Consider the following 13,498-nt stretch of genomic DNA (forward strand, 5'->3'; position numbering starts at 1 on the left):
CAACGCCACTCCTTTAATTGCTCTTAATATAGAAATCTATTTTATTGATAAAAACTGAAAAAAGTAAATTAGCAAACGATTTCATTTGCTTCTGCATTTCACGAACCAAAATCATTCGCAAAACTCCCACAGCACCTTGTCGCTGTACAGGATACGTTTCTGCTTGAGCAGCTCCATAATCCGTTTTCAATTTTATTCCGATTGCCAGAAAAATGCAACCCTTTCCATTGAATTCTCAATCGTTTTAATTATATTTATATTTAATGAATAAGATGAAGTTTTTTAATGATCTTTTCTGTCTTCAAATGAGGCATTAGTATATAAATATCTTCCATAAAAAAAGAGCTTTTCCAAGAAGAAAAAGCTCTTTTTTTATTAGCTGCATACACGATCAGCAAAGTTTTGAAACAGAAAACGTTTTACCTGCTCCTCAGTGTAATGCTTAAGGAGTTCTTCGATTAAATTCGTATACTGTTCATATCTTCCGAGACGATGAACCGTTTTGTCAATGCCGTCAAAGTCAGAGCCAAAACCAACGGAGTATTCGCCTCCTCTTTCACACATGTAATCAAGGTGACGGATCACATCCGCTATTTGCGCTTTGGCAGAGCTCGTTAAAAATTCAGGGACAAACGTAATGCCAATCACGCCGTTTCGCTTTATTAAAGCATGAATTTGATCGTCTCTTAAATTCCGGGGATGAGAACACAATACGTGTGAATTGGAATGAGTAGCCACTACATATTGCGCTAGCTCAATCACATCCCAAAAACCTCTTACCGATAAATGAGAGACATCCGTCCACACTTTATGTTCATTATTCAATTCAACAACTTTTCTTCCAAAAGAAGATAACCCCGCGCCTCGAGGTTCTAAAATACCGTCACACACAGCATTGCTGTAATTCCATGTCAAACCTACTGAACGTACACCCAGTGAAAAAAGTGTCTTTAAACGAACTAAACTGGTATCAATGGCATCGCACCCTTCAAGCGTCAGCATTGCTCCTATTTCCCCTTTTTTTAAGCTATCTATATCGTGCTTTGAACGAACCCATTTCACACCGGGAAGCGATAAAATATGACTCTGAAACAGCTGGATCATTTCTAACGCAACATCAAAGCGCTGAGCTGCCGGAACCGCTTCTGGAATATAAATAGCGAATAGCTGAACTTTCCCTTTTGCTTTTTTTATTCCTTCTAACGTCACATGCAGCGCTAAATCATATGTAAAAGATAAACGTTTATTTAACCAGAGCTTCATCAATACATCACAATGAGCATCAAATATCACAACCCACACCCCTTTAGCTCTATACAAAAAGGACCTGTTTGGCTTCTATGCTTTACAGGTCCGTGGTTTTTATAATTATCGCGGCTCTACAATTAATTTAATGGCTGTTCGCTCTTCTCCATCAATTTGAATATCTGTAAAAGCTGGGATGCAGATTAAATCAACCCCACTTGGTGCAACGAACCCTCTTGCGATTGCTACAGCTTTTACTGCTTGATTAAGCGCCCCGGCCCCAATGGCTTGAATTTCTGCTGCGCCGCGTTCGCGCAGCACGCCTGCTAAGGCACCAGCAACTGAATTTGGATTAGACTTTGCTGAAACTTTTAATATTTCCATATCTAGCTCCTCCTTATTCTTTACAATGTATGATGAGAGATCATTAGACCAATGACTTAATTGATTTCAATGTTACTATATTCACGATATGTCAAACGTATTCCTGCTTGTTTTTCCTAAATATTCAAAAACTTATATTTCTACACCTTTCTTTTTTCTTTTTACGTTTTTGACAAAATAAAAAAGCCAACGTATCGTCTTTCGACACATTGACTTTTTCCCTTTATTCAAAAAACGGATGGTCTTCGTTGATTAAAATTCGCTCTGTTTTTGTTGCTTTCCCCGTCTTTTGATCAATATCAATAATGATTCCACTAAGCTGCGTTCTTCCTTCTTTTGGCACTTCAAATCGAACAGGAAGAGACGTTAAAAAACGCTTAATAACAGCTTCGCGCTCCATTCCTAAAATACCGTCATAAGGTCCCGTCATTCCTACGTCAGAGATGTAGGCTGTTCCTTTTGGCAATATACAATTGTCAGCTGTTTGAACGTGCGTATGAGTGCCGACAACAGCGCTGACACGACCGTCCACATACCAGCTAATCGCTTGCTTTTCACTTGTTGTTTCAGCATGAAAATCAATAAAAATAAGCGGAGTGCGCTGACGTGCTTCTTCAATCAGTTCATCTGCTTTTTGAAATGGACAATCAAGCGGAGCCATAAACGTGCGCCCTTGTAAATTAATCACGGCTACCTCAAGCTGATTGTACGTAAAATACGTAATTCCCTTGCCCGGTGTACCTTCAGGAAAATTAGCTGGACGAACAAGATTTTTTGCATCGTCAATAAAATCAAAAATTTCACGTTTGTCCCACGCGTGGTTACCAAGGGTAATAATGTTAGCCCCTGCTTGTAAGAACTGACGATAAATCTTTTCGGTAATGCCTTTTCCTGAAGCAGCATTTTCTCCATTCACAATTGTAAGTCCCGGAGAATATTTTCTTTTTAATCTTGGTAAATATTCTTCAACCATTTCACGGCCCGGAGAACCAACTACGTCTCCAATAAATAAAATTCTCATGTAAAAGCTCCTATACTTCATTCTTAATCTGCAACTTCATCTCTACGAAAAAAAATAAAGTGGCGAAACGCCACTTCATTTTTATTTTGCATACTCTACTGCTCTTGTTTCACGAATAACGGTTACTTTGATGTGGCCAGGATAATCCAGCTCATCTTCAATTCGTTTTCGGATATCTCGAGCAAGTCGATGCGCTTCTAGATCACCAATCGTATCTGGTTTCACCATAATACGAACTTCACGCCCTGCTTGAATCGCAAATGATTTTTCAACGCCTTCATAAGACTCTGAAATTTCTTCTAACTTTTCAAGACGACGAATGTAGTTTTCTAACGTCTCACTGCGAGCACCTGGTCTTGCAGCAGATAATGCATCCGCTGCTGCAACTAGTACAGCAATGATTGATGTTGGTTCTGTATCTCCATGGTGAGAAGCAATCGCGTTAATAACAACCGGATGTTCTTTATACTTGGTAGCTAATTCAACACCGATTTCTACGTGACTTCCTTCTACCTCATGATCAATTGCTTTACCAATATCATGTAACAATCCTGCTCGTTTGGCTAACGTTTCATCTTCACCTAATTCAGCAGCCATAAGTCCTGATAAATGAGCTACTTCCATTGAATGTTTCAGCACATTTTGACCATAGCTTGTTCTGAATTTTAAGCGACCAAGAATTTTCATCAAGTCTGGGTGCAACCCGTGAACACCGACTTCAAACGTCGTTTGTTCACCAACTTCACGAATATATTCGTCCACTTCACGGCGAGATTTTTCAACCATTTCTTCAATACGTGCGGGATGGATACGACCATCTTGAACGAGTTTATCAAGTGCAATTCTTGCTGTCTCACGACGAATTGGGTCAAATCCTGATAAAATAACTGCTTCTGGCGTATCATCAATAATAAGATCAATTCCTGTCAAAGTTTCAAGCGTACGGATGTTTCGACCTTCTCGACCGATAATTCGGCCTTTCATTTCGTCATTTGGCAAGTTAACAACTGAGACAGTCGTTTCAGCAACATGATCTGCTGCGCAACGCTGAATAGCAAGTGAAAGAATTTCTTTCGCCTTTTTATCGGCATCTTCTTTTGCACGGTTTTCTGTTTCTTTTACCATTATTGCAATGTCGTGGGAAAGTTCATTTTCAACACGATCTAAAATAATCGCTCTTGCATCTTCTCTTGTTAAGCTTGAAATGCGCTCTAGCTCTGTTTGCTGTGCACGTACTACTTCTTCAACTTTGCTTTCCATCTCTTCAATATGCTGTTGTTTAACAGTAAGAGAATCATCTTTCTTTTCAAGTAACGCTTCACGTTTATCAAGTGATTCGTCTTTACGATCAAGATTTTCCTCTTTTTGCATTAATCGATTTTCTTGTTTTTGAAGTTCTGCTCGACGATCACGAATATCTTGTTCTGCCTCTGTACGAAGCTGATGGATTTCATCCTTCGCTTCTAGTAAAGCTTCTTTTTTCAAAGCTTCCGCCTCGCGGGTTCCTTCATCAATAATTTGTTCTGCACTAGACTTTGCTCCCGCAATTTTAGCTTCAGCAATCGATTTACAAACAAAAAAGCCAACAACTGCACCGACGATTAGGCCAAGCAAAGCGAAGATGATTGTATTAGTATCCATCATTTCACCTCCCCTTGCTATAAACTTGTAAGTTTTAAATTTCATGTCGGCATGTACATCGTATTCACCTTTCAATATACACACAAAGGCTTTTAAACGCTAAAATGTTTTAAAAAGGGAAAATATACATCTTAATTGTAAATCTGTGCATTTTTATTGTCAAGCCTGCCTCTACAGTATATATTGAAATTTCGTATGTTACTTTTCTAGCATTAACAATTTTTACAAAAAAAAGACCCCTTCTTTGAAATAGAGGAGTCTTTTTTTATCTCGCAGCAAGTTAAATATTTAAATCGCCTTGATCGTCATCCTCAGGAGCTGGCTCTCCATCTTGGTCTAAACCATGATGTTCACGCACTTGTCCCGCAATTTCCTGACGAATATCAGTATTTTCTTTTAAGAATTGTTTTGCATTTTCACGGCCTTGACCTAGACGCTCATCATTATACGAATACCATGATCCACTTTTTTGAACAATATCTAGTTCAGAAGCGATATCCAAAATTTCACCCTCTTTTGAAATACCTTCTCCGTACATAATATCTACTTCAGCAGCACGGAAAGGCGGAGCTACTTTGTTTTTGACAACTTTAATTCTTGTTTTGTTACCAACAATATCGTTTCCTTGCTTTAACTGCTCTGCACGACGCACTTCTAGACGCACTGAAGAATAGAATTTAAGCGCACGTCCACCAGGAGTTGTTTCAGGGTTACCAAACATAACGCCGACTTTTTCACGAATTTGGTTAATAAAGATAGCGATTGTTTTAGACTTGTTGATAGCTCCAGATAGTTTACGCAATGCTTGAGACATTAAACGAGCTTGTAGACCCACGTGAGAGTCTCCCATTTCTCCTTCAATTTCCGCTTTTGGCACTAACGCTGCTACTGAGTCGACAACGATAATATCTACTGCGCCGCTTCGAACTAAGGCTTCAGCAATTTCTAAAGCTTGTTCTCCCGTATCAGGCTGAGATAATAATAGCTCATCAATATTCACACCTAATTTTTGAGCATATACAGGATCTAACGCGTGCTCCGCATCGATAAATGCAGCTTGTCCCCCCTGCTGTTGAACTTCTGCAATCGCATGAAGAGCAACTGTTGTTTTACCTGAGCTTTCTGGACCATATACTTCAACTACACGTCCACGTGGATATCCACCTACACCTAAAGCTATATCTAACGCTAATGAACCACTTGGAATTGTAGAAATTCTTTTTTCCGTTTGTTCACCTAATTTCATAATTGAACCTTTACCAAATTGCTTTTCAATTTGTTTTAAAGCCATATCAAGGGCTGCTTGACGATCGTTCACTCAATTTCCTCCTCTATCTCTTTGAAATCATCTATAAACTGCAAACTTACTACGATGTAGTAGCAATGTCGAATTAACAACTTTCTATAACTTACTATACTAGTTTTTGAGTCGTTTGACAAGCAAAAAGCGAATAAATGTTCGTTTATTATTTTATAAAAAAAAGGCTGTTTTGGAAAAACTAAACAGCCTTTTTTTCTTTATTTTTTTATCATCTTTAATACGTAATGACAGCCATAATTAACTGTTCGTGAACGAATCCCCTGGCGACTTCCAGATAGCTGCAGGCTGTAAACTTGAGGAGCTTGACCTTTATAGGCTACTCCTATATATACTGTTCCTACAGGATGTCCTTCTTGTTTGGAGGGTCCAGCTACACCTGTAAACCCGATGCCAATATCCGTTTTGCATAACTGTTGAATACGCTGAGCCATTTCAGCCGCGCACTGCTCGCTAACGGCTCCGTACTGATTCAGCGTGTGTTCGCTCACTCCGAGAATATTTTGCTTTATTTCATAATGATAGGCGACCAGGCTGCCTTTTACAGCTTCTCCAGCACCTGAAACAGTTGTTAAACGTTCGCTAAATAAACCGCCGGTTAAACTTTCAGCTGAAGCAATCGTTAATCCTTGTGCCGTTAATTCTTTTACCAATTCATTATGTAAAGAAGTTGCTTCGTATCCATACAAATACTCGCCTACGCGCTCTGAAATGGTTTTTTCCACTTCGTCTAACATGCGCTGTGCTTCAGCAGTATCAGCGTGCTTAGCAGTTAAGCGAAGCGTCACTTCTCCATCTCCCGCTAGCGGCGCAATCGTCGGGTTGGTTTGCGCATCAAGCAAATCTTCAATTTCCGTCTCAAGCTGTGATTCTCCTATTCCGAAAAAGCGAAGAACGCGTGATTCAATACTTTCTTTTAATTCAAGCTTTTGAGCTAAAAATTCTTGACCGTACGATTCATACATTGGATAAAGCTCTTTTGGTGGCCCGGGAAATAGCATATAGTGTTTTCCATCTACCGTAAGCCCCATACCTGGAGCCATTCCGTAATCGTTAGGGAGCACTGCTGAACCTTCTAGCACAATTGCCTGTTTTTTATTGTTAGGTGTCATGACACGATTTGACTGTTTGAAATAGGCTTCAATGCTTTCAAGTGCTTCTGCATTTGTTGTCAGCTCTACTCCTAGCACACTCGCAATTGTTTCTTTTGTTAAATCATCTTTTGTAGGACCAAGCCCGCCTGTGAAAATAATTAACTCCGCACGCGTTTGAGCTGTAGCAATCACTTCTTTTAAGCGCTGTGCATTATCTCCTACTACCGTATGATAGTAAACATTAATTCCAAGTTCGGCTAATTTTTTCGATAAATACTGAGCGTTTGTATTGGCAATTTGTCCAAGCAGCAGCTCAGAGCCGACTCCAATAATTTCAGCGTTCATCATATCATCTCCATCTTACTTATTTTGAGTTAACAAAAGCCTGTTTGTTTTTAGCAAAGTAGTCCCAGCCTGAAATAACCGTAAAAATTACTGAGATCCAAAGCATTACGCTAGCAAATGGAATGGAAACCCATTCAAAAGGCAAGTTATACAGCAGAATAGCTGAAATAGCTAAAATTTGAGTCCATGTTTTAATTTTCCCTAACATATTTGCTGCTACAACTTCCCCTTCCCCTGCTAGTACAAGTCTTAAACCAGTGATAGCAAATTCACGGCTAATAATGATAATAGCAGCCCATCCTGCACCTGCAATTAAATCTAAGTCAACAATAGCTACAAGCGCAGCTGAAACCAACAGCTTGTCTGCTAGTGGATCTAAAAATTTGCCCAAGTTCGTGACTAAATCGTACTTTCGAGCATAGTATCCGTCTATCCAGTCTGTTGTAGATGCAATAATAAATAATGCTGCCCCTAATAGGTGAGCGATCGGAATCTCTTTTCCTGCTGCCTCCACTGTGCCAAATGGTAGCGGCACCATCATAAAAATGAGGAATACGGGAATTAGAAAAATCCGCGAAATGGTAATCTTGTTTGGTAAATTCACTTCTTCTGCCTCCAATTACTGTTACAAACTGAAAGCGTGCAAACGAAGTTGTTTGCACGGCTTTGGTTTTATTATAGCGTGAATGAATGATTAATTCACATATTATCTTTATTTACACCCTGATCACTTTTTAAAACAGGGTGTTTACTGTGCTTCTGCCGGCTGATGCTGAATCGTTACAACTTGTCGAACTTGCTTGGATGAATCAAACGGCAAGTCAACCGCTTTTCCATTTATTTTTAACTCTACTCCAGGTGAATAACCGATGTTGACACGAGCTTCAGTTTCTTTCGTCAAATCAAATTCTTTTGTTTCACCTTTTTTTAGAATAGAGCTAAAGAAGGCATTTCCTTTTCCATTTTTCACATCTAACCAAGTATCTGCTTGAGTGGATGTTACTTCTAGATTAAATGCATCTGTACCGGAAAGAGCATACGTAGCACTTCTGCCTGTTTTTTGAACTTCCTTGTATTCTTGTTTACCGCTGTCTTTCTTTTCTTTTTCAGCTTTTTCTTTTTCAGCTTTTTCTTTTTCAGCTTTTTCTTTTGCGGCTTTTTCTTTTTCAGCTTTTTCTTTTTCTTGTTCTTTCTTATCAGCAGCACTTTGTTCATCTTCTGACTTGCTATTGTCATTTTTTGCAGTAGTTTCATTCGTTTCTTCCTGCGTGTTAGACTGCTGAACTTCGCTGTTTGGAGCTTCTTGGTTAGCCTGCTCCTTGTTTTTATCCGAAACGATATTTTGAGCGATTACCCAAATAATAATCCCAACAACTACAACTCCCGCCACCACTAGCACAGTTGGAAGGTAGTCATATGCTTTGGTAACTCCTTTTGTATGCTGAGGAATTTCTTTGCGGCTGCGAACGCGCGAAAGCTGCTGCGGCATGTCTTCTGTTTGAGTTGAAGGAATGTCTGATTTGTATTCTTCAAAAATAGCATCTGTGTCCAACCCAATTGCTTCGCAGTATTGCTTAATAAACGCTCGTACGTAAAATTTCCCCGGCATAACCTCATAATTGCCTTCTTCAATGCCAAGTAAATAGCGTTTTTGAATTTTCGTTAGTTTTTGTAAATCCTCTAACGACAATCCTTTGCTTTCTCGTTCTTGTCTTAACCTTTGTCCTAACTCTGTCAATGCTAACACCTACCAATTATGCTAAAAATCAAACATCGATAATCCACCGTCTTGAAACATTTGAGGACCTTCCATTATTTCATATGTAATTTTCTCATTGGGGTCGTTTCTTATTTCAATAATGTAGGCAAAATCATCTAACGAATACTCGGTATTTTGTACAAATACATCCGGATGCTCCACAATTTTTGTCGCGGGTACATTCATTACTTCTCGAACAAGCTGCCAGTGCTTTTCATTTGCTCGTTTTGTCGATACAATCCCGTCAATAATAAAAATATTATCAGCGTTGTATTCGTCAGCAATAAGCTGACTGCGAATCGTTTGTTTTAAGAGTGTAGAAGACACAAAAAGCCACCTTTTGTTGGCACATACGCTAGCTGCTACAATGGATTCGGTTTTGCCTACTCGCGGCATACCCCGAATGCCGATAAGCTTATGACCGTCTTGTTTAAACAGTTCCGCCATAAAATCTACGAGCAAACCTAATTCATCTCTTACGAAACGGAACGTCTTTTTATCATCTGCGTCCCGCTGAATATAGCGACCGTGACGCACTGCTAACTTATCACGCAATTTAGGCGGTCTCATTTTTGTCACAATGATATTATCCATTGTTTTCAAAATAGATTCAAGCCTGTCTATTTGCTCATGTGAATCACAGCGCAGCAATAATCCACGGCGAATATCATCCACTCCATTAATTGTGACAATATTAATTGACAACATTCCAAGAAGCGATGAAATATCACCTAAAAGACCCGGACGATTTTTTTGTATTTGATATTCTAAATACCACTCAATTTTCTCCATCAAACCCCTCCCATTTCTTGGCTGGCCTTCGAGAGGTGCCCCCTTTTTTTCACCTAGTTTAACTATAAATGATTTCCATTATATTATAAACCCTAAAGACAAGTAGTTCTACATTTGTTATGTATGTAAGCGCTTATTTATTTGTACTATTTATTTCTAAGAAAAAAGGAGCTCTCACACGCGGTGAATTAGCTCCTTTTTAGAAACGATAACTTATTTTACTGATCCGTTATTTTGAACTAATTTCACCATGCTGCTCGCAATCGCATGCTGCTCTTCTTTAGAAGCAACGCTCCAAAGGTCTGCTAAAATTCGCTCTTGATCATTTTTTGCATCAACTTGGTTTGCTAAATATCCACCAATTTGATAAGCAAGATCATGAATAACTTCTTCTTGCATTCCTTCGTTTTGCGCATGATGTAAACGGTCGCCTAAAAAATCTTTCCAGCTATCCCAATTTTCTAATACTGACATGAGTAGCCCTCCTTAAGGTTTATTCATATCATAGTTTGTACCTTGTTTTTGATTTTATGCACACTTTATATGTACCAACCGCCATTAACCGATAATATTTGTCCCGTTATGTAGGAAGCTCGTGAAGATATTAAATATGAAACGGCATCTGCCACTTCTTTTGGATATCCTATTCTTCCTAAAGGGATCTCTTCAGCCAGCTCTTTGACCTCTTCTTTTGAATAGCTGGCCATCATATCCGTTTCAATCGCTCCGGCGCAACTCCATTGACTCGAATTCCACTTAATGCAACCTCTTTTGCCAAAGCTTTTACAAACGTATTTTGTGCACCTTTTACCATTGAATAAAGGACTTCAAACGAAGCTCCTGTAAGTCCCCAAATAGAAGAAATCATGAGGATTTGTCCGCTTTTAGCACTAATCATTTTAGGCAATAAAGCTTTTGTAATAACAAAGGGAGCCGTGATGTGAAGATAGATCATTTCTTCGGTTTCATTTGCCGGAGTATCTGTCATTAACCCGCTAACGCTTCGTCCACTGTTATGAATAATAACTTCTACCGGAACAATAATTTCCTTTAAAAACTTCTCCACTCCCTCTTTACATGATAAATCCGCTTGTACCGTAAACACGGTTTTTACCTTTTCAGCCAGCTCATGTGCAAGCGCCTCTATTTTGTCTCTTCGCTGATGGTAATGCAAGATAAGCGAATATCCATCCTCAGCCAATTTTTTAGCAATCGCTGTGCCGATTCCTCCGCTTGCACCTGTCACAAGGGCAAATTTCTCCATAACCTTCTCTCCTTTACATGCAAAAAAGCTGATGAATATCAGCTTTTTTGGCAACAATCATCTTTATTTAGGTACTACTTCACAAACCGTAAAGTTCTTTTCATCAATAATCTCGTTTAGCACATCTTTTATTTCGTTCACCTTCAGTTTTTCCAGCGTTTCAACAATATCAAATAAATTCATATCATTAAACGCATAGCGTGTAAACTGATTAGCGATAAACTCAGGTGAGTTTAATGAACGTAAAAATCCGCCGATTTTCTTTTTACGAATACGCTCAAGTTCCTCTTCTGTTAGTGATTTTGTTTTCATTTCAAGTAAAATTTGTTTAACTCGATCATACAGCTGTTCCGGTTGGTCCGTATCTCCTCCGATAAGAGCAAAACCAAATCCTCTTTCCTCCGTATAATCATAAGCAAATGTTTCATCAATGAGCCCGTCTGCATATAACTCCTCATAATACGAAGAGCTTTTTCCAAACGCGTAATCTAAAATAATATTCATTGCTAACTCGTATTTAAGCATTTCTCCACCTGAACGCTGCGGATTTTTTGCTTTTAATCCTACCATACATTTCGAAGACTGCACCGGCATTTTTAACACTTGCTTTTCTTGATCCACCGTTTCAGGCTCTTCGTCAAAATGACGCTGTATATCAGAGATTTCTTTATAATCTTTTTTCTGCTGATTATCTCGAACTTGCTTCATTACTTTTTCCGCATCAACAGGACCTACAATGAACAACAGCATGTTGCTTGGATGGTAGAACGTTTCATAGCATGTATACAGCAAATCTTTATTAATATGTGAAATCGATTCGATTGTGCCGGCAATGTCAATCTTCACAGGATGGTTTTTGTACATATTTTGAATGGTACCAAAATACAAGCGCCAGTCCGGATTGTCGTCATACATTGTAATTTCTTGACCAATAATGCCTTTTTCTTTTTCTACCGTTTTTTCTGAGAAGTACGGCTCTTGTACAAAATCCACTAATGTTTCAAGGTTTTCTTCAAAATTTGACGTACAGCTGAATAAGTAAGCTGTGCGGGTAAAAGAAGTAAATGCATTGGCCGAAGCACCTTGTTTACTAAACTGCTGAAAGACATCCCCGTCTTCTTTTTCAAATAATTTATGCTCTAAAAAATGTGCGATTCCGTCCGGAACTTTTGTCATTTCCTTTTCATTTAGTGGTACGAATTGATTGTCAATCGATCCGTAGTTCGTTGTAAAGGTAGCGAACGTTTTGTTAAACTCCGGCTTTGGCAAAATATATACCTGCAGCCCGTTATCCATTTTTTCATGATACAGCTGTTCTTGAAGCTGCGAAAATTCAATTTTCTCCATTTTCTTCACCGCCCGTTCCTGTTAAGAAATAAATTGTATCCATTTCAATTTTCTCAGCCACTTTAATAATTTCCTGCTTAGATACCGCATCAATACGCTTTAAGTATTCGTCAATTGAAATGTCTTTGCCTGTTAATTCATTATGATACATAACCTCTACTAGTCCTCGTGGAGTATCCACCGTTTCAAGGAGCTGATTGTGAATGACTGCTTTTGTTTGAGCGATTTCCCCGTCTGTAAACGACCCTTGCTTCATCTCCTGCATTTGTTCTTTAATAATGGTAACGGCTTGGTCGTAATTTTTAGCATCAATACCCGACATGACCATTAGTAACCCCTTATGACTTTCTACCCTTGAAGCGGCATAATAGGCTAAGCTGGCTTTTTCACGCACATTGATAAATAGCTTAGAATGTGAGAAACCTCCGAATATACCGTTAAATACTTGCAGAGCAAAATACTGTCTATCTCCGTATACAACATTTGTGCGGTAGCCAATATTTAATTTCCCTTGTTTTACTTCTTGTTTTTCCACTACTTCATTTACTTTTGAGATATCTTTAGACGTAATAGAATCTTCAATGTCTTTTTGCTCGCGCTTTGGTAAAGTAAATGTTTCTTTTACTGTTTGTAAAACCTCTTCGACTTGCAAATCTCCAATAGCATAAAGGTGAATGGCATCTTCTTTTAACACCTGCTGATAATAGGCGTACAAACTTTCACCTGTAATTTCTTCCACGTCGTCAATTTGACCGTTTACATGTAAAGAGTAAGGTTCTTCCTTACACATTTCTTCGACTAGTCTTAAATTAGCATAGCGCATTTTGTCATCAAATACGGCTTGAATTCGCTGACGAAGCGAACGCTTTTCTTTTGTCATAATATCCTTTAAAAAAGAGTCCCCTTCAACTGCTGGCTTTAATAAAATATCGCCAAGAAGCGCTAACGCTTTTTGCAAAAGCGGAGTTGAATCTTTCAAATATTTTTCATTCGCTATATCAATGCGAATCGTAATATCGTGGTTATCACCTTTTTTTGTTAAGTCTACTTGTAAAGTAGCACCATAAAGCTCATCTAAATATGTACGAAGCTTTGTCGTAGACGGCAGCGACTCGGTAGCACTTTGAAGCACATAAGGTAAAAGGGCACGCATTGTCACCGTTTTCTTATCTAAAGGGGCATTTAGTTTTAAAATGAACGTGTTTGTTTTGTACTTAGCTGTTTGAATGGTATGAACAGTCAATCCTTCTAGTTCATGTTTTTGTTCAGTCAATAATTTCATATATAA

13 protein-coding genes and 1 pseudogene are annotated in these 13,498 nt (G+C 38.7%); all 14 read right to left on the bottom strand.

The features are described 5' to 3' along the window. Positions 1–13: 13 nt before the first annotated feature. Positions 14–190, bottom strand: coding sequence for a hypothetical protein (locus ACO1DI_RS05200; RefSeq protein WP_014458494.1), 177 nt, complete (start codon positions 188–190; stop codon positions 14–16). 185 nt (positions 191–375) lie between these two features. Next, complete coding sequence (locus ACO1DI_RS05205; protein WP_423145148.1) at positions 376–1,293, bottom strand: dipeptidase; 918 nt, start codon at positions 1,291–1,293, stop codon at positions 376–378. 75 nt (positions 1,294–1,368) lie between these two features. Continuing rightward, complete coding sequence (gene spoVS, locus ACO1DI_RS05210; protein ID WP_003181955.1) at positions 1,369–1,629, bottom strand: stage V sporulation protein SpoVS; 261 nt, start codon at positions 1,627–1,629, stop codon at positions 1,369–1,371. A 223-nt stretch (positions 1,630–1,852) separates the two neighbouring features. Continuing rightward, entirely contained in the window at positions 1,853–2,650 is a 798-nt protein-coding gene (locus tag ACO1DI_RS05215) for a TIGR00282 family metallophosphoesterase (protein WP_423145149.1), read from the bottom strand. An 81-nt stretch (positions 2,651–2,731) separates the two neighbouring features. Then, the gene (gene rny / locus ACO1DI_RS05220) at positions 2,732–4,291 is read right to left on the bottom strand and encodes a ribonuclease Y (protein WP_013058803.1); all 1,560 of its coding nucleotides are present in this window, start codon (positions 4,289–4,291) and stop codon (positions 2,732–2,734) included. Between the two features lie 280 nt (positions 4,292–4,571). After that, positions 4,572–5,609, bottom strand: coding sequence for a recombinase RecA (gene recA / locus ACO1DI_RS05225; RefSeq protein ID WP_013058804.1), 1,038 nt, complete (start codon positions 5,607–5,609; stop codon positions 4,572–4,574). Between the two features lie 200 nt (positions 5,610–5,809). Beyond that, entirely contained in the window at positions 5,810–7,051 is a 1,242-nt protein-coding gene (locus ACO1DI_RS05230; RefSeq protein ID WP_279400968.1) for a competence/damage-inducible protein A, read from the bottom strand. A gap of 16 nt (positions 7,052–7,067) precedes the next feature. Then, complete coding sequence (gene pgsA, locus ACO1DI_RS05235; protein WP_013058806.1) at positions 7,068–7,652, bottom strand: CDP-diacylglycerol--glycerol-3-phosphate 3-phosphatidyltransferase; 585 nt, start codon at positions 7,650–7,652, stop codon at positions 7,068–7,070. Between the two features lie 144 nt (positions 7,653–7,796). Beyond that, the gene (locus tag ACO1DI_RS05240) at positions 7,797–8,795 is read right to left on the bottom strand and encodes a helix-turn-helix domain-containing protein (RefSeq protein ID WP_243556056.1); all 999 of its coding nucleotides are present in this window, start codon (positions 8,793–8,795) and stop codon (positions 7,797–7,799) included. A gap of 12 nt (positions 8,796–8,807) precedes the next feature. Beyond that, entirely contained in the window at positions 8,808–9,599 is a 792-nt protein-coding gene (locus ACO1DI_RS05245; RefSeq protein ID WP_013058808.1) for a DUF3388 domain-containing protein, read from the bottom strand. A 213-nt stretch (positions 9,600–9,812) separates the two neighbouring features. Next, positions 9,813–10,073 carry a DUF3243 domain-containing protein gene (locus ACO1DI_RS05250; protein WP_013058809.1) on the bottom strand — a complete coding sequence of 87 codons (261 nt, stop codon included), beginning with the start codon at positions 10,071–10,073 and terminating at the stop codon, positions 9,813–9,815. A gap of 65 nt (positions 10,074–10,138) precedes the next feature. After that, a pseudogene (gene ymfI, locus ACO1DI_RS05255) lies at positions 10,139–10,863 on the bottom strand (elongation factor P 5-aminopentanone reductase). A gap of 63 nt (positions 10,864–10,926) precedes the next feature. Next, on the bottom strand, positions 10,927–12,210 hold the full coding sequence (gene yfmH, locus ACO1DI_RS05260; RefSeq protein WP_014458484.1) for an EF-P 5-aminopentanol modification-associated protein YfmH: 1,284 nt from the start codon (positions 12,208–12,210) through the stop codon (positions 10,927–10,929). After that, positions 12,197–13,492, bottom strand: a complete 1,296-nt coding sequence (gene yfmF / locus ACO1DI_RS05265) for an EF-P 5-aminopentanol modification-associated protein YfmF (protein WP_115654816.1) — start codon at positions 13,490–13,492, stop codon at positions 12,197–12,199. Before yfmF ends, yfmH begins: the two co-directional genes overlap by 14 nt. Positions 13,493–13,498 lie beyond the last annotated feature (6 nt).

Origin of the sequence: Priestia sp. 40, assembly GCF_049368575.1 — a bacterium.
GTDB lineage: Bacteria > Bacillota > Bacilli > Bacillales > Bacillaceae_H > Priestia > Priestia zanthoxyli.